Origin of the sequence: Mesorhizobium sp. CA7, assembly GCF_020165015.1 — a bacterium.
GTDB lineage: Bacteria > Pseudomonadota > Alphaproteobacteria > Rhizobiales > Rhizobiaceae > Mesorhizobium.
Genome location: NZ_JAIUHH010000005.1, coordinates 309,681 through 326,747, shown reverse-complemented (window position 1 = coordinate 326,747; position 17,067 = coordinate 309,681). Strand labels below are relative to the sequence as shown.

Annotated in this window: 17 protein-coding genes; 7 read left to right on the top strand and 10 right to left on the bottom strand. The window is 64.1% G+C overall.

The window, feature by feature from the left end:
- Positions 1 to 161: 161 nt before the first annotated feature.
- A complete protein-coding gene (locus LB552_RS13875; protein WP_224530528.1) occupies positions 162 to 761 on the bottom strand; it encodes a LysE family translocator in 600 nt (199 codons plus the stop codon).
- A 99-nt stretch (positions 762 to 860) separates the two neighbouring features.
- On the opposite strand from LB552_RS13875, the gene LB552_RS13870 reads away from it, so the two are divergent.
- Entirely contained in the window at positions 861 to 1,727 is an 867-nt protein-coding gene (locus LB552_RS13870) for a LysR family transcriptional regulator (RefSeq protein WP_224606901.1), read from the top strand.
- Between the two features lie 7 nt (positions 1,728 to 1,734).
- Here LB552_RS13870 and LB552_RS13865 read toward each other — a convergent pair whose 3' ends face one another.
- The 4 genes from LB552_RS13865 to LB552_RS13850 all read right to left on the bottom strand — a co-directional run bounded on the left by LB552_RS13865 (position 1,735) and on the right by LB552_RS13850 (position 5,504).
- Complete coding sequence (locus tag LB552_RS13865; protein ID WP_224606898.1) at positions 1,735 to 2,382, bottom strand: glutathione S-transferase family protein; 648 nt, start codon at positions 2,380 to 2,382, stop codon at positions 1,735 to 1,737.
- A gap of 80 nt (positions 2,383 to 2,462) precedes the next feature.
- Entirely contained in the window at positions 2,463 to 3,113 is a 651-nt protein-coding gene (locus tag LB552_RS13860) for a dihydrofolate reductase family protein (RefSeq protein WP_224606895.1), read from the bottom strand.
- A gap of 153 nt (positions 3,114 to 3,266) precedes the next feature.
- A complete protein-coding gene (locus LB552_RS13855; protein ID WP_411966008.1) occupies positions 3,267 to 4,067 on the bottom strand; it encodes a protein-L-isoaspartate O-methyltransferase family protein in 801 nt (266 codons plus the stop codon).
- 78 nt (positions 4,068 to 4,145) lie between these two features.
- Positions 4,146 to 5,504: an Nramp family divalent metal transporter gene (locus LB552_RS13850; protein ID WP_224606888.1), complete on the bottom strand. Its 1,359-nt coding sequence runs from the start codon at positions 5,502 to 5,504 to the stop codon at positions 4,146 to 4,148.
- 224 nt (positions 5,505 to 5,728) lie between these two features.
- Here LB552_RS13850 and mntR point away from each other — a divergent pair, with 224 nt between their 5' ends.
- From mntR to LB552_RS13835, 3 genes are all read left to right on the top strand, one after another.
- Positions 5,729 to 6,184, top strand: coding sequence for a manganese-binding transcriptional regulator MntR (gene mntR / locus LB552_RS13845; RefSeq protein WP_176476973.1), 456 nt, complete (start codon positions 5,729 to 5,731; stop codon positions 6,182 to 6,184).
- 155 nt (positions 6,185 to 6,339) lie between these two features.
- Positions 6,340 to 7,260 carry a neutral zinc metallopeptidase gene (locus LB552_RS13840; protein WP_095766616.1) on the top strand — a complete coding sequence of 307 codons (921 nt, stop codon included), beginning with the start codon at positions 6,340 to 6,342 and terminating at the stop codon, positions 7,258 to 7,260.
- 160 nt (positions 7,261 to 7,420) lie between these two features.
- Positions 7,421 to 8,689, top strand: coding sequence for a TCR/Tet family MFS transporter (locus LB552_RS13835; protein ID WP_224606871.1), 1,269 nt, complete (start codon positions 7,421 to 7,423; stop codon positions 8,687 to 8,689).
- 212 nt (positions 8,690 to 8,901) lie between these two features.
- On the opposite strand, the gene carA is transcribed toward LB552_RS13835, so the two are convergent.
- Positions 8,902 to 10,104, bottom strand: coding sequence for a glutamine-hydrolyzing carbamoyl-phosphate synthase small subunit (gene carA / locus LB552_RS13830; RefSeq protein ID WP_224606868.1), 1,203 nt, complete (start codon positions 10,102 to 10,104; stop codon positions 8,902 to 8,904).
- A 260-nt stretch (positions 10,105 to 10,364) separates the two neighbouring features.
- Here carA and LB552_RS13825 point away from each other — a divergent pair, with 260 nt between their 5' ends.
- On the top strand, positions 10,365 to 10,814 hold the full coding sequence (locus tag LB552_RS13825) for a GatB/YqeY domain-containing protein (RefSeq protein ID WP_224606272.1): 450 nt from the start codon (positions 10,365 to 10,367) through the stop codon (positions 10,812 to 10,814).
- Positions 10,815 to 10,823: 9 nt separating this feature from the next.
- Here the strand turns inward: LB552_RS13825 and LB552_RS13820 are convergent, their stop codons facing one another.
- On the bottom strand, positions 10,824 to 11,822 hold the full coding sequence (locus LB552_RS13820) for a murein L,D-transpeptidase catalytic domain family protein (protein WP_224606865.1): 999 nt from the start codon (positions 11,820 to 11,822) through the stop codon (positions 10,824 to 10,826).
- A gap of 282 nt (positions 11,823 to 12,104) precedes the next feature.
- Between LB552_RS13820 and LB552_RS13815 the strand changes: the two genes are divergently transcribed.
- Entirely contained in the window at positions 12,105 to 12,815 is a 711-nt protein-coding gene (locus LB552_RS13815; RefSeq protein WP_224606862.1) for a DNA helicase, read from the top strand.
- A gap of 42 nt (positions 12,816 to 12,857) precedes the next feature.
- Entirely contained in the window at positions 12,858 to 13,415 is a 558-nt protein-coding gene (locus tag LB552_RS13810; protein WP_224606859.1) for a GNAT family N-acetyltransferase, read from the top strand.
- 105 nt (positions 13,416 to 13,520) lie between these two features.
- Here the strand turns inward: LB552_RS13810 and LB552_RS13805 are convergent, their stop codons facing one another.
- From LB552_RS13805 to LB552_RS13795, 3 genes are all read right to left on the bottom strand, one after another.
- Positions 13,521 to 14,702, bottom strand: a complete 1,182-nt coding sequence (locus LB552_RS13805; RefSeq protein ID WP_224606855.1) for an MFS transporter — start codon at positions 14,700 to 14,702, stop codon at positions 13,521 to 13,523.
- A gap of 127 nt (positions 14,703 to 14,829) precedes the next feature.
- Entirely contained in the window at positions 14,830 to 15,039 is a 210-nt protein-coding gene (locus LB552_RS13800; protein WP_095766624.1) for a DUF2061 domain-containing protein, read from the bottom strand.
- Positions 15,040 to 15,133: 94 nt separating this feature from the next.
- Positions 15,134 to 16,798 carry a Na/Pi cotransporter family protein gene (locus LB552_RS13795; protein WP_224606853.1) on the bottom strand — a complete coding sequence of 555 codons (1,665 nt, stop codon included), beginning with the start codon at positions 16,796 to 16,798 and terminating at the stop codon, positions 15,134 to 15,136.
- Positions 16,799 to 17,067 lie beyond the last annotated feature (269 nt).

The window sequence follows — 17,067 nt, the reverse complement described above, 5'->3', positions numbered from 1 at the left end:
CCAGCAACGCTCCCTTCCTTTCCCTCCGGAGGGGGGAAAGGTGGCGCTGCGAAGCAGCGACGGATTGGGGGAACCACTTGGCAATCGAGCCTCAGGTCGATCAGTCAATCACAGAAGATGTGTGCATAGCGTAGCGACTTTCGTGGGGGCGAGGAACAGCACTACACCGGCCGCCACATCTGCAGGATCGAGGCGGCCAGCAAAAGGCCGAGCACGATGTTGAGCGCGCGCCACTGGCGCTCCGTCTTGAGGAGACGGGCAAGCAGGGTTCCCGCCACGCACCACAGCGACAGCGAAAAGGCTGCGGTCAGCCCGAACACGGCACCCAGCAGCAGCGCAAGCTGCAACGGGCCATCCGCCAGGGCCGCGAAGGATGCGGCGGCGCCGAGCCCCATCGCCCAGCCTTTCGGATTCATCCACTGGATGCCGGCGCCGCCGAAAAAGCTGTTCGGCCTGGCCATGCTGATGTCGAGGTTGGGCGGGCCGCTGCGGCCGATCTTGATCGCCAGCCAGATCAGATAGAGCGAGCCGGCGATCTTCATGGCAAGCTGCAGGGATGGAATGGCGGCCAGAAGTCCAGCCAGGCCTGCCGCGCCCGCGGCGGCCACGGTAGCCAGCCCCGCGGCGCTGCCGGCCATCAGCGGCACCGAACGGCGAAAGCCGAATTGTGCGCCCGACGCGGTCGACAACGTCGTGGCGATGCCGGGCGTCGAGGTCGAGATCAGCGCGAACAGGACCAGCGGGATGATGGTGTCGGACATGCGGGCCTCCCAATCGAGGAGCAGACATGCTTAGGCGCTTGGCAGCATCAGTAAATGCAATGTTTGGTATGGTTTGCATTAGTGATTATAATACCTGGCATGATCCGCGATCTCGACACGACCCTTATCCGCACCTTCGTCACCACCGCCGACAAGGCCAACATGACGGCGGCCGCCAATGCGCTTCACCTGACGCAAGGCGCCGTCAGCCAGCAGATCAAGCGGCTGGAGGAGGTGCTCGGCCAGCGCCTGTTCGAGCGCGACCGCCGCGGCCTGAGGCTGACGCGGGTGGGCGAGCGGCTGCTCGACAAAGCCCGCCGCCTGCTGCAGCTCAATGACGAGATCCTTGCCGAGATCAGGGGAAGGGCGGTTGCCGGGCAGGTGCGGATCGGCGTACCTTACGACCTTGTCGGCACGCTGCTCGCGCCCGTGCTGAAGGCCTATGCGGAAGCCTATCCGCAGGTGGAGATTTCGCTGATCTGCGCGTCCTCGCCGGAACTCGCGGCGGCCCTGGCGGCGGGCACCATCGACCTTGCCGTTATCGAGGAGCGTGTCGGCCCGACCCTTGGCGAATGCCTGCTCGTCGACCGGCTGGTCTGGGTCGGCGCCAGAGGCGGGACGGCACGCCTGAAGCGGCCGCTGCCGGTTTCGATCGTCGCCGACACCTGCGCCTTCCGACCGGCGGTGCTGGCCGCACTTGGCGAACACGGGCTCGACTGGCGCACAGTGTTCGAGAACGGCAACATCGATGCCACGACAGCGACGGTGCGCTCGGACCTCGCGGTGACCGCGTGGCTTGCCTCGACGGTTCCCGCCGATCTCGACATATTGTCAGACGCCGGCCTTCCGGCGCTGCCGAATTTCTCCGTCAACCTGCATCTGCCGAAACATGCCGCCGCGCCGGCCGCAAAGGCTTTTGCCAGCCATATCCGCGAAGGTCTTTCCCGCTATCGGCAGGCGGCGTGACGCGGCGTCAGCCTTTCACTGCCATGGCGACCGCCAATTGCGCGTCGAAAGCGCGCTTGAAGGCCGGCCTCGCCTCGCCGCGGGCGACATAGGCGGCAACGTTCGGTAATTCGTTCAGCAGTCCCGATCTCTGCAGCCGGCGTAGCACGCCCACCATGACAAGGTCGCCGGCGCTGAAGGCGCCATCGAGCCAATCACTATCGCCGAGATGGTGGGAGAGCTGGGCCAGCCGCTTGCGGATGCGGTCGTCGACCAGCGGCAGACGCTCGTCGTGCCACCTCGCGTCGCGCTCCATGATCACGGCCGTCGCGCGGTCGAGGATCGGCGGCTCCACTGTGCTGTACGCGGCGAATATCCAGGCGACCGCGCGCGCCCGGGCGTTCGCATCATCGGGCAACAGGCCCGCGTGACGCACCGCGATGTGGAGGACGATCGCGCCTGACTCGAACAGGGCGAGATCGCCTTCTTCATAGGTCGGGATACTGCCGAAGGGATTGATCGCAAGATGCGCGCGTTGCTTCATCGCATCGAACGAAACGAGGCGAATATCATAGGGCTGGCCGACTTCCTCGAGCGCCCAGCGCACGTGCATGTCGCGCGCGAGCCCCCTGCCACCATCGGGCGATCGTTCAAAGGCGGTGATCGTGGGCATCATTGGCGGCTCCTGACCGTTCAATCGTCGTTCGAAAGAGAGGCAATGCGCGGCGGGTCTGCCCGCCGCGCGACAGCCTTGTGCTACTTCCAATTTTTGCGCCGTTCGAGCTCGGCTTCCGAAGGCTCCTGCTGGGCAAACGAGCCCGTACGGATTTCGCCTCCGCGCTCATAGGTCGCCATGATGACGCCGGTGGTGGAAGCCTGCGATTTGACGAGCTTGAAGGCCGCCGGCATCGCGTCGTCGCCGAACAGCCGCTTGCCCTTGCCCAGCAGCAGCGGGAAGGTCATCAGCCGGATCTCGTCGATCAGCCCGTTGGCGAGCAGGGTCTGGATCAGATTGCCCGATCCCTGGATGAGCAGGTCGGGTCCATCTTCCTGCTTGAGCTCCTTGAGCCTTGCAACGATATCCGGTCCGAGCGACTGCGTGTTCTGCCAGGTCAGCGTATCCGGCCGGTGCGTCGCCACATATTTGACCGCGGGGTTGAAGACAGCCGCGATCGGATCGTTCTGATACGGCCAGTATGCGGCGAAGATATCGTAGGTTCTGCGGCCGAGCAGCAGGTCGAACGGCTTGGAGAACATTTCCTCCATGGCCGCGCCTGCGACCTCGTCAAAATAATGGAAGGTCCAGCCGCCGAATTTGAAGCCGCCGACCGGATCCTCTTCCGGCCCGCCCGGCGCCTGCATGACGCCGTCGAGGCTAACGAATGTGGCGGCGATGATCTTGCGCATCTGTCTTCTCCCTTTCACGATCCGCGCCGTCGCGGCCGGATTTCTGCCTAAAGCATTCGACGCAATTCCTGACGGAAAACCGCTTCGCACTTTTCCTGGAATTGCTCCAAGGACGAACGGCAAGGCTGCTCTCCGACACGGCCCCGCGAATTTCTAGCGCGTGTCGTCGACGCGAATGGCGCGTGACGAGAACCAGACCTCGCCGAAGGCGGCGGTGGCAGTGCGGTCGGGCGCCTTGTCTTTCCTCAGCCAGATCGAGCGGGTGCGCGCGGCGCGCTCACGTGTCGGTATTTTTGCGCCCGGCTCGGCAGTGGAGGCGCCGACGCAAGGGATGAACCAGGAGCCCATGAAAGGCCGGCAGGCAAAGCCGTTTTCCAGGCGCATTACGAGCACCGCGAGGCCGACGGTTTCGGAGGGACGCCACGGAAAGATCATGCGGCCGCCGGGCTTCAGCGCTTTCAGCCACGCGGCGGGCGGCGCGACGACGCCGGCATTGACATAGACGATGTCGGAGGGCGGCAAAGGGTTGGCGACGGCGTCGCCGTGGATCACCTCGATGTTGCGGTACCGGGCGAGGTTCGCCTTGGCGCGCGCGGCAAGATCGGCCTCGATCTCGAAGGCGGTGACGCCGCCCCCCGGCTCGACCAGCCTCGCCAGCAGCGCCGTGTAATAGCCTGTGCCGGCGCCGATATGGGTAACGTGCTCGCCCGGCTTCGGCTCGACCTTGCCGAGCCACATCGCGTGCAGCATCGGCTCGCCATTGTTGATGCCCTTGTCGGCATCGAGCACGACGAGGACATTCTGGTAAATGTAACCAGGATCGGCGCTCGGCGTCTGGAACCGGCCTTCGCCGGCAAAGACGGTCCATGGCCCCGGACCCAGGAAGGCCTCGCGCGGCACCGCGGCGAACACCTCCTCGATGCGTGGATCGGCCGACCGGGCGTGCGCAGCCATCAGCCTGGCGTAGAATCTGCGGGCTTCGTCCGGTTTGGCCATGGCGCGAAGATAGCGCGGCCCGCGCGAATGTCGCGGTCAGCCGGCGAAGGTGTCGTAGAGGAGCTTGAAGTTGAGAACGAGGATGACGGCGGCAACCACCCAGGCCAACGCTGCAACGCCGCGCGGTATGGCGAAATTGCCCATCTTCTTCTTGTCCGACACGAACTGCACCAGCGGCACCACCGCGAAGGGCAGCTGCATCGACAGGATCACCTGGCTGAACACAAGCAACTCGGCCGTTCCCTTCTCGCCATAGAGTGCCGTGACGACCACCACGGGGACGATGGCAATGCCGCGCGTCACCAGGCGCCGCGCCCATTGCGGGATGCGCAGGCGCAGGAACCCTTCCATCACGATCTGGCCGGCGAGCGTCGCGGTGACGGTCGAGTTGAGGCCGGAGGCAAGCAGCGCGACGGCGAACAGGATCGAGGCGATGCCCAGGCCGAGCAGGGGCGACAGCAGCTCGAAGGCCTGGCTGATCTCGGCGACGTGGTGATGGCCGGTGTCGTGGAAGGCGACAGCCGCGACGATCAGGATCGACGCATTGACGAACAGCGCCAGGATCAGCGCGATGGTCGAATCCGTCGTCGCCCATTTGATGGCGTCGCGCTTGCCGGCATCGGTTCGCTCATAGGCGCGGGTCTGCACGATCGAGGAATGCAGATAGAGATTATGCGGCATGACTGTCGCGCCGATGATGCCGATGGCGATGTAGAGCATCGCGGGATTGGTGACGATCTCCGGCGACGGCACGAACATCGAATGCAGGATCGTGCCGGCCGGCGGCGCGGCGACGAAGATCTGGATGGCAAAGCAGCCGAAGATGATGATGAGCAGCGCGACTACGAAGGCCTCGAGATAGCGGAAGCCCTTGTTCATCAGCAGCAGCACAAGGAAAGCATCGAGCGCGGTCAGCATGGCGCCGCCGATCAGCGGGATGCCGAACAGAAGCTGCAGCGCGATCGCCGTGCCGATCACCTCGGCGAGGTCGCAGGCGATGATGGCCAGCTCGCAGGCGATCCAGAGCAGCAGATTGACCGGGCGCGGATAATAGGCGCGGCAGGCCTGGGCGAGGTCGCGGCCGGTGGCGATGCCGAGACGCGCGGCAAGCGCCTGCAGCAGGATCGCCATCAGGTTCGACAGCATGATGATGAAAAGCAGCGTATAGCCGAACTGGGCACCACCGGCGAGGTCGGTCGCCCAGTTGCCTGGGTCCATATAGCCGACCGAGACCATGTAGCCCGGCCCCATGAAGGCGAACAGGCGGCGGAACCAGACGCCGGTCCGCGGCACCGCGATCGAGGCGTTCACCTCGCGCAGGCTCGGCTGCTCGTCGTCGGGCCTGTCGAATCGCCATGCGGGTCGGGCTACGGTTGCTGCATCGGCATCGGACATGGAATTTCCGCTGGAATTCTCGAACGTGCCTCTTATCTACGCCATGGCTCAACATTATGCAATATGCTATATTTCATTGATCATGCTTTCGTGATGAGCCGAGACAAGGCTGGCGGCGGGCTGCCGCAAACGCCCGTGGCGCATGAGCGGGAATGCAAATAAACGGCCGGACCATCAGGGGTTCGTGTTATGGATGCGGTCCCCGATTCAAGGAGGAGCGCGGATTGGCGCTGAGGAACAAACCGGTTCGACGCGAAGAGCCGCTTCCCGATGCCGAAATCCATTCGGCGGGTTTCCGGCAGACTCGCGAGGCGCGCCGTAGCGCGCTGGTCGAGGACTATGTCGAGCTGATCGCCGACCTGATCGAGGACGGCAATGAAGCGCGGCAGGTGGATATCGCAGCAAGGCTCGGCGTCGCGCAGCCGACGGTGGCAAAGATGCTGACCAGGCTGTGCGCCGACGGGCTGGTGTCGCGAAAGCCCTATCGGGGCGTGTTCCTGACCGAGGCCGGCCGCAGGGTCGCCGAGCAAAGCCGCATCCGCCACCAGACGGTCGAGGCCTTCCTGCGCTCTCTCGGCGTCAGCGCCGAGACGGCGCGCATCGACGCCGAGGGCATCGAGCACCATGTCAGCGCCGAAACGCTGGAAGCTTTCCGCCGGGCGATGACCTCCGCTCGTTGAGCTCGGGCTCGATACGAGAATAGCGCTGCAGGACGCAAAGTGTCGGTTTCGACCTCGCGAAAAATACTGACTTGACGTATTCGTTGCGATAATTGTCTGCAGGGGGGCGGTGGCATGCCGGTCCCTCCAGGACATTCCTGTCGCGAGGAGTTGCCATGCTTTGGAGAGGCCGTCGTCAGAGCGACAACATCGAAGACGAACGCAGCGACAGCGGCGGCGGGCCTGGCGGCGGATTGGGCGGCGGTGGCCAGTTCCGCATCCCCATCGGCGGCCGTACCGGTGGCGGCGGCAGCATCATCCTGGTTATCCTTGTCGTGCTCGCAGGATGGTATTTCGGCTTCGATCCATCGCAGATCCTGGGTGACGGCAGCGGCGGCCTGGTGCCGGGAGACGGCGGCCAGATCTCCGACACGCAGGACAATGGCAACGCCCCCGCCAATGACGAGATGAAGCAGTTCGTCGCGACCGTGCTTGCCGATACCGAGGACACCTGGACCGGCATTTTCAAGTCCGAAGGGCTGACCTACCAGGATCCCAAGCTGGTGCTGTTCAGTGGCCAGGTCCGTTCGGCCTGTGGTTTCGCCTCGGCGGCGGCCGGGCCGTTCTACTGCCCGGGCGATCGCAAGGTCTATCTAGACATGACCTTCTTCCAGCAGCTCGACCAGCAGTTCGGCGCGTCCGGCGAATTCGCCCGTGCCTATGTGGTGGCGCATGAGGTCGGCCACCATGTGCAGAACCTCACCGGCATCATGGGCAAGTTCAACCAGATGCGGCAAGGCATGAGCGAGGCCGACGCCAACCAGCTGTCGGTGCGCATCGAGCTTCAGGCCGATTGCTTCGCTGGTGTCTGGGCACATTACACGCAGCAGAAGGGCATCCTGGAGCAGGGCGATATCGAAAGCGCGCTGAACGCGGCCAAGCAGATCGGCGACGACACGCTGCAGAAGAGGATGCAGGGCTATGTCGTGCCGGAAAGCTTCAACCACGGCACCTCACAGCAGCGGCAGACGTGGCTGGCGCGCGGCATCAAGAGCGGCAAGCTGTCCGACTGCAACACGATGGGCGGTCCGATCTGACGCGGCCCTGCCGCTTCTTTGGCGGCGAGGATCGGCGATCAACGCGGCAAGTGATGTCAGGATGAGGCAATTGCCTTCGTTCGCGTATTGTTCCTGTCGGCGACGTCGCCTATAAGGTGCCTCCCGCCTTTGCCCCGGGCGGCCTGAGGAGATTATCATCATGATCGACCCCAAAACCGCCAGGCGGGGCCTTGCGCTCGTTTTCACCACGCTGCTGCTCGACGTCATCGGCTTCGGCATCATCATGCCGGTGCTGCCGGCCTATCTGGAGGAACTGAGCGGCGTCAGCGTCAGCCAGGCCGCGATCGAGGGCGGCTGGCTGTTCTTCGTCTATGCGGCGATGCAGTTCGTCTTCGCGCCGATCATGGGCGGCTTGAGCGACCGCTTCGGCCGGCGGCCGATCCTGCTTGCCTCGGTGCTGACCTTTTCCATTGACAACCTGATCTGCGCCATCGCCTGGTCCTATCCGATGCTGTTCATCGGCCGCGTGCTCGCCGGTATTTCCGGCGCCAGCTATTCGACGACATCCGCCTTCATCGCCGACATCTCGAACGACGAGAACCGGGCGAAGAATTTCGGCCTGCTCGGCATCGCCTTCGGCGTCGGCTTCGTCATCGGCCCGGTGCTGGGCGGTCTGCTCGGCACGTTCGGGCCGCGCGTGCCGTTCTATTTCGCCGCCGCGCTTGCCTTCGTGAATTTCCTGATCGCGATGTTCCTGCTGCCGGAGACGCTGGACGAAAAGCATCGTCGCCGTTTCGAATGGAAGCGCGCCAATCCGGTCGGCACGCTCATGCAGATGCGCAATTATCCCGGCATCGGCTGGATCGGGCTGGTGTTCTTCCTGATGACGCTCGGCCACATGATGTATCCTGCCGTCTGGGCGTTCGTCTCGAACTATCGCTATGGCTGGAACCAGCAGCAGATCGGCTTCTCGCTCGGCGCCTTCGGCCTGTGCGGCGCAATCATCATGGCGACAGTGCTTCCGCGGATCATTCCCAAGCTCGGCGAGTGGAGGACGGCGGCGATCGGCCTGACCTTCACCGCGCTCAGCGCTTTCGGCTATGCGTTTTCGTCGCAAGGCTGGATGATCTATGCGGTCATCGTGGCCGGCTGCCTGGAGGCGCTGGCCGATCCGCCGCTCAGAAGCCTCGCCGCCGCCAAGGTGCCGCCCTCGGCCCAGGGCGAATTGCAGGGCGCGATGACCTCGATCTTCTCGATCACCTCGATCATCACGCCGCTGCTCTATACCGCGATATTTTCCTGGTTCACGGGCCCGGCGGCGCCGGTCGTGTTCGGCGGCGCTCCCTATGTGCTGGGCGCAATTTTCCTGACGCTTGCAGTGATCGTCTTTGTGACGAAAGTTGCCAAGCCGACGCCGAAGGAAGTCGAGCGCATGCACACGCAGGAACCGGTGACGGACACCGCCTGAGGACGACTAGCGTTCGATCCATGCTCCGGGGGATGTCGAGCGCCTTCGCCAGCATTGCGCTGGTCTGCTCAGACGGCTTACGGCGATTGGATTCGAGGTCCGACAGGAAACCCTCGCCGGTTGAGGTTTTGATGATTTGCGGGGCATTCGGAATGTGTCAACGTTCGGCCAGCGCTTCCTCGCCGCGGCGTTCGCGGATCAGTCGGAATGTGTCAACGTTCGGCCAGCGCTTCCTCGCCGCGGCGTTCGCGGATCAGATTGACGAAGCGCCGGAACAGGTAATGCGAATCCTGCGGGCCGGGCGAGGCCTCGGGATGATGCTGAACCGAGAACACTGGACGGCCGGTCAGGGCGATGCCGCAATTCGAGCCGTCGAAGAGCGAGACATGGGTTTCCTCGACGCCTTCGGGCAGCGAGTCCGCGTCGACGGCGAAACCGTGGTTCATTGACACGATCTCGACCTTGCCGGTGGTGTGGTCCTTGACCGGATGGTTGGCGCCGTGATGGCCCTGGTGCATCTTCTCGGTCTTGCCGCCGAGCGCCAGCGCCAGCATCTGATGGCCGAGGCAGATGCCGAACACCGGGATGTCGGTCTTCAAGAGATCCTGGATCACCGGCACGGCATATTCGCCGGTCGCTTCCGGATCGCCGGGGCCGTTCGACAGGAAGATGCCGTCCGGCTGCATGGCCATGATCTCCTCGGCGCCGGTCTTGGCCGGCACGACGGTGACCTTGGCGCCGAGACCCGCAAGCAGGCGCAGGATGTTGCGCTTGACGCCATAGTCGACGGCCACGACGTGCATGGAAGGCTCGCTCCGCTCGCCATAACCTTCGTTCCAGGTCCAGGGCGTCTCGCGCCAGACCGAAGACTGGCCCGACGTGACCTCCTTGGCGAGATCGAGGCCGATCAGACCCGACCAGGCAGCCGCCTGCCGCTTCAAATCCTCGATGTCGAAGACGCCGTCGGGCGCATGCGCGATGACGGCATTGGGCATGCCCTTCTCGCGGATCAGCACAGTCAGCGCGCGGGTGTCGATGCCGGACAGCGCGACGATGCCGCGCCGCTTCAGCCACTGGTCGAGATGGCCGGCGGCGCGATAGTTGGACGGGTCGGTGACGTTGGCCTTGAAGATGGCGCCGACAGCGCCGGCGCGGGCGGCCGGATGCAAATCCTCGATGTCCTCGTCATTGGTGCCGACATTGCCGATATGCGGGAAGGTGAAGGTGATGATCTGGCCGGCGTAAGACGGATCGGTGAGGATTTCTTCATAACCGGTCAGCGCAGTGTTGAAGCACACTTCCGCAACCGCCGATCCCGTGGCGCCAAGGCCGCGGCCTTCGATCACCGTGCCGTCGGCGAGCACCAGAAGGGCGGTCGGCTTTTCGGTTGCCCACGGGGCGGTGGTCGTGGCCATGGCGGCACTCCTGTCAGGCGCGGCAATCGGTCGGGAGGACCATTTACGCAGCAAGGCGCGAAGCTGGATTGCCCGGCTCCCACGCGTCAACTCATTGTCTCATGCAGGACCGAGTACATAGGCGAATGCGCCGGAGCGGTCAATGCGGCGCCCCCGGACCACGGCCGATTTGCTTTCGTCCAGCAATATCAGCGGCTTGGCGGGATTTGCGTTGGCCGTTCGGCAAAGCTATTGTCCGCCGCATTCGAAGGAGAAGCACGATGCGCGAGAAAATCGCCGAATCCATGAAGAGCGCGATGAAGGCGCAGGACAAGCACCGCCTGCCGACGCTGCGGCTGATCCAGGCCGCTATCCACGACCGCGACATCGCCAATCGCGGCGCCGGAAAGCCGCCGGCGAGCGAGGAGGAGATCCTGCAGATTCTCGCCAAGATGGTGAAGCAGCGCGAGGAATCCGCCAAGGCTTTCGAGGATGGCAAGCGGCCGGAGCTGGCGGCGCAGGAGCGCGGCGAGATGGCGATCATCCGCGAGTTCCTGCCGACGCAGCTCGACGACGCGGCGATCCAGGCTGCGGCGCGCGAGGCGATCGCGGCGACGGGCGCGGCCAGCCAGAAGGACATGGGCAAGGTGATCGGCGCGCTGAAGCAGAAATATGCCGGCCAGATGGACTTCGCCAAGGCGAGCGCCATCATCAAGGGGTTGCTGCAATAGACGACGGTGTCAGTCCTTGCAGATCGGCACCGGCTGCGGCGGTGGTGCCGGATGATCCTTCTTGTACTGGGCGATGATCGGCTCAAGCATCTTCTTCGGCCAGAATTTGGGAGTGCCGATCTCCTTCAGGCAGGAGGCGTTCCAATAGGTGCCCGCGTTTGAGAGCGCCTGGCCGGCAGCCTTGGCCCGGGCGACAGCGGCGATGTCGCGTGATTCCGGGTAGATGTAGAGCGTCGTCGGGTTGTTCTTCACGAGGGGGATGATCTGCTCGGCGTCGGCGGGCGACCAGCTGGTGCAGCCATTGCTGCGGCCGCCGGCATAGTTCACCAGCTTGCCGAACGGAACGAGGCCGTCATGGTCGGCGTAGGAGCTTTGCGGGCTCTTGCGCATGCACAGGCCCTTCAAGATCGCGGCCGGATGGCCGCCGATCACGCGCTGTCTGGCGTTCGCCGCCTCGCCTTCGCCGTCGAACTGGATGAAGCTGCGCATGAACACCGCGTTCTGCGCGCCGACACGATAGTAGCCCTTGAAGGACGTCTTGGTCTCGGCCGTCATATAGGCGCCGCCGGCCGTCAGCGCCGAGTCCATGGCGTTGCCGAAATTCTTGGCGCAGCGCCTGCCATTGGAGAAATCGGCAACGCCTTTCAGGTTGCGTCCGCCGCCATGGCCCGAGGAAACCGCGCGGAAGAGCTGCTTGCTTTCACAAATGATGTAGTAGCGCTGGCCAGGCACGCTGTTGCCCAAATCCGCGGGACGCGTGGCATCCATGGCGAAGTAGCAGGGGTTGCTGACCGAACCTTCGCTGACCTTCTTCTGGTAGAGCGCGCGCGCCCGCTCCAGCACGACCTGAGAGATCTGGCCTTCGCCATCGCCGACATGGCGCTGCAACCAGTCGGGAACGGTCGACGGCCGCAAGGCCGCAAAAGAGCTGACCGATGCCGTCAGGGCGGCCAGGATCGCGACAAGGCAGAAGATGGCCGCGCCCCGCGGAACAGATCTCAACCGCACCCTCTTGCCCCTCCGTCGAAATGTCTCGTACCTGTGAATCAGCCGGGCTGATTATAGAAGGTCTCGCACGCATCGGCGAAACACTTCTAGTTTAGCGACGCCTTTTGGAGGTCGGATTTTCGGCCCGCCTCGATTGAGCTATGATCTGATTCCGGCGCGCCCACGCCTCCTCCCTCCGTCGGGAAGCATCGTTCATGCAGGGCAGTTTATCGCCGAACCAACTGTTCGAGCGCCAGACATAAGGAGGGGTTGTCAAGACTGCTCGCGGCAGGAGGTTTTTCGATGCGGTTTTCCGCACCCGTCTATCATCTGAAGCGCCAGGCGCGGCTTCTGTCCCGCAGCGAAAATGTGCCCCTCCACCAGGCGCTCGACCGCGTTGCCGCCAAGCAAGGCTTCGGCAGTTGGAGCCTGCTTGCGGCCAAGGCTGCCGAGGCTGCGCCAGCCGGCGCCCTGTTGGCGCGGCTGATCCCCGGCGACATGGTCCTCGTGGCGGCGCGGCCGGGGCAGCGCAAGACGCTGATGAGCCTCGAGCTTGCCGTGGCAGCCATGAAGCAAGGCAGTCGCGCCGTATTCTTCACCCTGGAATACATGCATGCCGATATCCTCGATCGGTTCCGTGACATCGGCGTCGACCCGGCCGATTTCAACCGCCTGTTCGAGTTCGACAATTCCGACGCCATCAGCGCCGCCTACGTCATCGAGACGTTGCGGTCGGCGCCGCGCGGCACGCTGGCGGTCATCGAGTATCTGCAACTGCTCGACCAGAAGCGGGAGAATCCGGAACTCATGGTCCAGATCCGCGCCTTGAAATCGTTTGCCCGGGAACGGGGACTGGTGCTCATCTTCATCTCGCAGGTCGACAGGTCATATGATTGCGCCCGGAAAGCGTTCCCGGATATCGGCGATATCCGGCTGCCGAACCCGCTGGACCTGTCGCTGTTCGACAAAGCCTGTTTCCTGAACAAGGGCGAAATCCGGTTTCATGCGACTTGAGAGCGATCCGTGTCGCTTCTATGCCGGCTCGACAGGGGAAGAATGATCGAAATCGTCAAACCCGCGTTCCAATATTTGCCATCCTACAAGGCGGCGCTCGAGCGCGGATGGTCGCCCGACAATGTGCGGCTCCTTGAGGCGACGCGCGAGCAACTCGAGGCGATCGAGAAAGATCCCGTTGAATTTCTCGCCAGCCTTGATGACCCCGAAGCGAAAGGGCCGCCCATCGCTTTGCCCGACGGCACCGAGGTCGCGCGGCTGCCTGGATTCCGGCGCTGGATCTGGGATGGCGAGGCCGCCGGCTCGATCGGCTTTCGCTGGCAGAAGGGCACGTCGGAGCTGCCCTCGCATGTGCTTGGCCATATCGGCTATGCGGTGGTGCCGTGGAAGCGCAACCGCGGCTACGCCACCGAAGCGCTGCGGCTGATGCTGGACGAGGCGAGAGCGGTCGGGCTCGACCATATCGAGATCACCAGTGATCTCGACAATCCTGCCTCGCACAAAGTGGTGCTTGCCAATGGCGGCAGGCTGGTCGGGCGGTTTGCCAAACTTGCAGCCTATGGCGGCGCAGAGAGCCTGAGGTTCCGGATCGATCTTTAAAGCGCGTCGCGCTGAAACGGATTCAGGCGACGCGCTTTAAATCTTTGTTCTGATGCATGTCGTCGTCCCAGAACCGCTGCACACTTCTGGGCGATATGCATTAAATTATTCCGCGGCTGCCGGCAGCGGCGGCGTCGCGCGGCTGCGCCATTCCCAGGTCTGCGAGGCAAAAGCCACCACGACCGCCACCAGCATGGCGAGCACGCCGGCCAGCGGCAGGCTGCGATAGCCCAGGCCGGCATTGAGCATCGCCGCGCCCAGCGAGGCAGCCAGCGCGATGCCGACATTGAAGCCGGACGGGATCAGCGAGGAGGCGAGGTTGGAGGCATCGGCCGTCCAGGCGAGGATGCGCGTCTGGATCGGCGCGCCGATGGCGAAGTTGAGACCGCCCCAGATGACGATTGCCGCGACCATCGGCAACGGATAGGGGCTGACGAGATAGATGACGCCAAGCGTCACCGCCTGCAGGGCAAGCATGACGATGAGCGACGGCATCAGCTTCCAGTCGGCGAGCTTGCCGCCGACCAGGACGCCGATCGTGGCGCCGACGCCGTTGAGCAAAAGCACAAAGGGGATCAGGCCCTCGTCGAGGCCCGTGACCTCGAGCAGCATCGGCGTGATGTAGGTGAACAGCGCAAACTGGCCGATCATCAGCATCAGCATCAGGATCAGCGAGGTCCAGACCTGCTGGCGGCCGAGCACGCGAACTTCGCGCGCCAGCCCGGCTGGCCGGTTGGCGGCGCCCGCCGTGCGCGGCAGCAGCGCCAGCATGGCGAGGATCGCGACGAGGCCCAGCGCGCCCATCACCCAGAAGGTCGCGCGCCAACCCCATAGGCTGCCGATCGCGGTGCCGGCGGGCACGCCGATGACATTGGAAACCGTCAGCCCCGAGAGAATGACCGCGACCGCCCGGCCGCGCTGGTCCTCGCGCACCAGGCTGACTGCAACCACCATGGCGACACCGAAATAGCAGCCATGCGCCACGGCAGTCGCGACACGCAGCAGAAGCATCGAGGTGAAATCGGGTGCCAGCGCGCAAGCCGCCTGGCCAAGGGTGAAAGCGATCGTGAGCCCAATCAGCAGCGTCTTGCGCGTGACTTTGCCGGTGGCCAAAGCCAGCAGCGGGCCGCCGATCGCAATGCCGCAGGCATAGCCGGAGACGAGATAGCCGGCGGTTGGCACCGAAACGCCGAGGCCCTGCGCCACCTCCGGCAGCACGCCGGCGATGACGAATTCGGTGGTGCCGAAGGCGAAGGCGGCAAGGAAAAGGGCAATCAGCGGCAGCATGGTTCAAAACATAGGCGAGGAATGCACGTCTCAAACCACGCCTGCGCGGGCGCTGCAATGCAGAAATTGGCGATAGCGCTTTAGCTTTTCTTGACCGGATGGATCAAAGCCGCCCTGTCGCTTGCTGCTACGCTGCCGTTTTGCGCCCGTAAGGGATCTTCAGCCAGGCCCGTTCGTGCAGGTAGTAAAGCAGCGACTTGGTGACGACCTCGGTGAGCCCGATCGTGGCGGCGAGCTTGATGCTGCCGGTGACCACCAGGGAGATGATCATCGTGTCGATCGTGCCGGTGGCGCGCCATGAAAGCGCCTTGGCGAAGCTGCGCGAATGCGTGTCCATCGACGGATCGTCCTCCCAACAGGTCCACTGGCGTTCCTTAGCCGACGGAAGCGAGGATGAGCAAAGACTAATTTTTTGGCAGGTCCCGATCGCCTCAGCTGGCCTTCAGCCGCGAACCGCCGAGCAGGCCGCGCTCCTCGAGCACCGGATAGGCGATCGAGGCGAGCAGCGAGTTGATCTGCTTCAAGTCGCGGATGGTGTCGAGGTGGATCGAGCTCGTCTCGACGCTCTTGGCGGTGCCTTCGCGCAGACGCTGAAAATGGCTGGCGCTGGTTTCCTTCTCGCGTTCGCGCAAGAGATCCTTTTCCAGCACCAGCTGGCGCGCGGTTTCCGGATCGCGCGAGACCAGCACGTTGAAGGCGAGCCGCGCATTGGCGAGCACCGAGGAATGGAAGGCGCAGAGCTCCTGCCAGCCTTCCGGTGTGAATTCCAGGCCGCGCTCCAGCTTCTTCCTGACATGCACCAGCATGTTGCGCACGATGATGTCGCCGACCTGCTCCAGCTTGACGCAGGCGCCGATCAGCTCCTGGCACCGCAATGCCTCATCCTCGGTCAGCGGGTTCCTGGTGATCTTGGCGAGATAGAGTTTTATCGCCGCGTGCTTCCTGTCGACGCGGTCGTCGAGCGCGGCCAGCGCCTTGATCTTGTCGGTGTCGGCGTTCTCATAAAGCTCGATGATGCGCTTCAACATGATCTCGACCGTCTCGCAGACCCGCACCACCTCGCGCGTCGCATTGGCCAGGGCCTGGCTCGGCGTGTCCAACGCGCTTTCATTGAGCGCCGACAGTTCGACGACATCCAGCGTGGCGGTCGGCTCCGGCACGGCTCCGAGCGCAACGATCTTCTCCGAGACGCGGTAGACGAGGCCCGCGAGTGGCAGTCCGGCGAGCAGGATGATCACATTGAACAGGATGTGGGCGTTGACGATCTGGTCCGGAACAGTGGCGCCGAGGAAGCCGATAGGCGGCTTCAGCGTCATGAACAGGATCAGCATCACCAGCGAGCCCATGCCGCGCATCAAAAGGTTCCCGATCGGCACGACGCGGACGCCCGGATCGGCATTGCGGGTAAGCAGGGGCGCGATGATCGAGGAGCCGAGATTGACGCCGAGCACCAGCACGATGCCGAGCTCGGGAGGGATAAAGCCGCGCCCGGCCAGCGTCACCAGGAGCAGCACGGCGGCGATCGAGGAATGGAACAGCCAGGTAACCAGCGCGGCGAGCAGGTAAGCGGTGACATAGTCGCCGGAGAAATAGTTGACGATCAGCGGCATCAACTGACTGTTGCGCAGCGGTTCCGACGCCTGACCGATCATCTCCAGCGACAGGATCAGCAGACCGACGCCAATCAGGATGCGGCCTATCTGCCGCCAATCGCGCCGCTCGGTGGCCATGAACATGACCGTGCCGGCGATCAGGCAGAGCGGCACCAGAAGCGTCAGGTCGAAGGTGAGCAGCTTGGCCACCAGCGCCGAACCGATCTCGGCGCCGCGCACTGCCAATTGCCCGGCGGCGCCCGAAACGATGCCGGCGCCGGCGAAGGAGCCGACCAGCAGCGTCACCGCGGTCGAGCTCTGCAGCGCGATCGCCAGCCCGCAGCCGGCCAGCACCGCCATGACCGGATTGCGCATGGTGGCACGCAGCCGGTGGCGCAGCAGGTCGCCATAGGCGCGCTCGACGCCCGTCTTCACCATGCGGGTGGCGAACAGCATCAGCGCCACCGCGCCGGCAAGGTGCAGGAGGACGACAGAGCCGCTCACAGCCAAACTCGCGAGCTAGCATCAGGGGCGCGGAGAGGGGTACGAATCTTAGTCATTTCAACGAGTCGAAATATACCAGTTAAAATTAGCCGAATAATAGATTTTTCTGATGCGATGATCGTCTCGGCTCGACGGCGCATGTCGGAAATGACTGCAGGAAGCATTGGTTGCATGCGCCTGGCGGCAGCGCTTCGCCTCATACCGCCCGACGCTCGGCCGCGTGATCCGAAGCGTTGTTCAAGCGGCCGGTGCAAGTCTTGGAAAACATT

What these genes read in the sequence shown, in the direction of transcription:
- LB552_RS13840 (WP_095766616.1), top strand. Translation starts at nt 6,340, where the DNA reads ATGCTTTGGAGAGGCCGTCGTCAGAGCGACAACATCGAAGACGAACGC.
- LB552_RS13805 (WP_224606855.1), bottom strand. Translation starts at nt 14,702, where the DNA reads ATGCTGCCGCTGATTGCCCTTTTCCTTGCCGCCTTCGCCTTCGGCACC.
- LB552_RS13800 (WP_095766624.1), bottom strand. Translation starts at nt 15,039, where the DNA reads ATGGACACGCATTCGCGCAGCTTCGCCAAGGCGCTTTCATGGCGCGCC.
- LB552_RS13865 (WP_224606898.1), bottom strand. Translation starts at nt 2,382, where the DNA reads ATGATGCCCACGATCACCGCCTTTGAACGATCGCCCGATGGTGGCAGG.
- LB552_RS13875 (WP_224530528.1), bottom strand. Translation starts at nt 761, where the DNA reads ATGTCCGACACCATCATCCCGCTGGTCCTGTTCGCGCTGATCTCGACC.
- LB552_RS13835 (WP_224606871.1), top strand. Translation starts at nt 7,421, where the DNA reads ATGATCGACCCCAAAACCGCCAGGCGGGGCCTTGCGCTCGTTTTCACC.
- LB552_RS13860 (WP_224606895.1), bottom strand. Translation starts at nt 3,113, where the DNA reads ATGCGCAAGATCATCGCCGCCACATTCGTTAGCCTCGACGGCGTCATG.
- LB552_RS13870 (WP_224606901.1), top strand. Translation starts at nt 861, where the DNA reads ATGATCCGCGATCTCGACACGACCCTTATCCGCACCTTCGTCACCACC.
- carA (WP_224606868.1), bottom strand. Translation starts at nt 10,104, where the DNA reads ATGGCCACGACCACCGCCCCGTGGGCAACCGAAAAGCCGACCGCCCTT.
- LB552_RS13850 (WP_224606888.1), bottom strand. Translation starts at nt 5,504, where the DNA reads ATGTCCGATGCCGATGCAGCAACCGTAGCCCGACCCGCATGGCGATTC.
- LB552_RS13855 (WP_411966008.1), bottom strand. Translation starts at nt 4,067, where the DNA reads ATGGCTGCGCACGCCCGGTCGGCCGATCCACGCATCGAGGAGGTGTTC.
- LB552_RS13810 (WP_224606859.1), top strand. Translation starts at nt 12,858, where the DNA reads ATGATCGAAATCGTCAAACCCGCGTTCCAATATTTGCCATCCTACAAG.
- LB552_RS13815 (WP_224606862.1), top strand. Translation starts at nt 12,105, where the DNA reads ATGCGGTTTTCCGCACCCGTCTATCATCTGAAGCGCCAGGCGCGGCTT.
- LB552_RS13825 (WP_224606272.1), top strand. Translation starts at nt 10,365, where the DNA reads ATGCGCGAGAAAATCGCCGAATCCATGAAGAGCGCGATGAAGGCGCAG.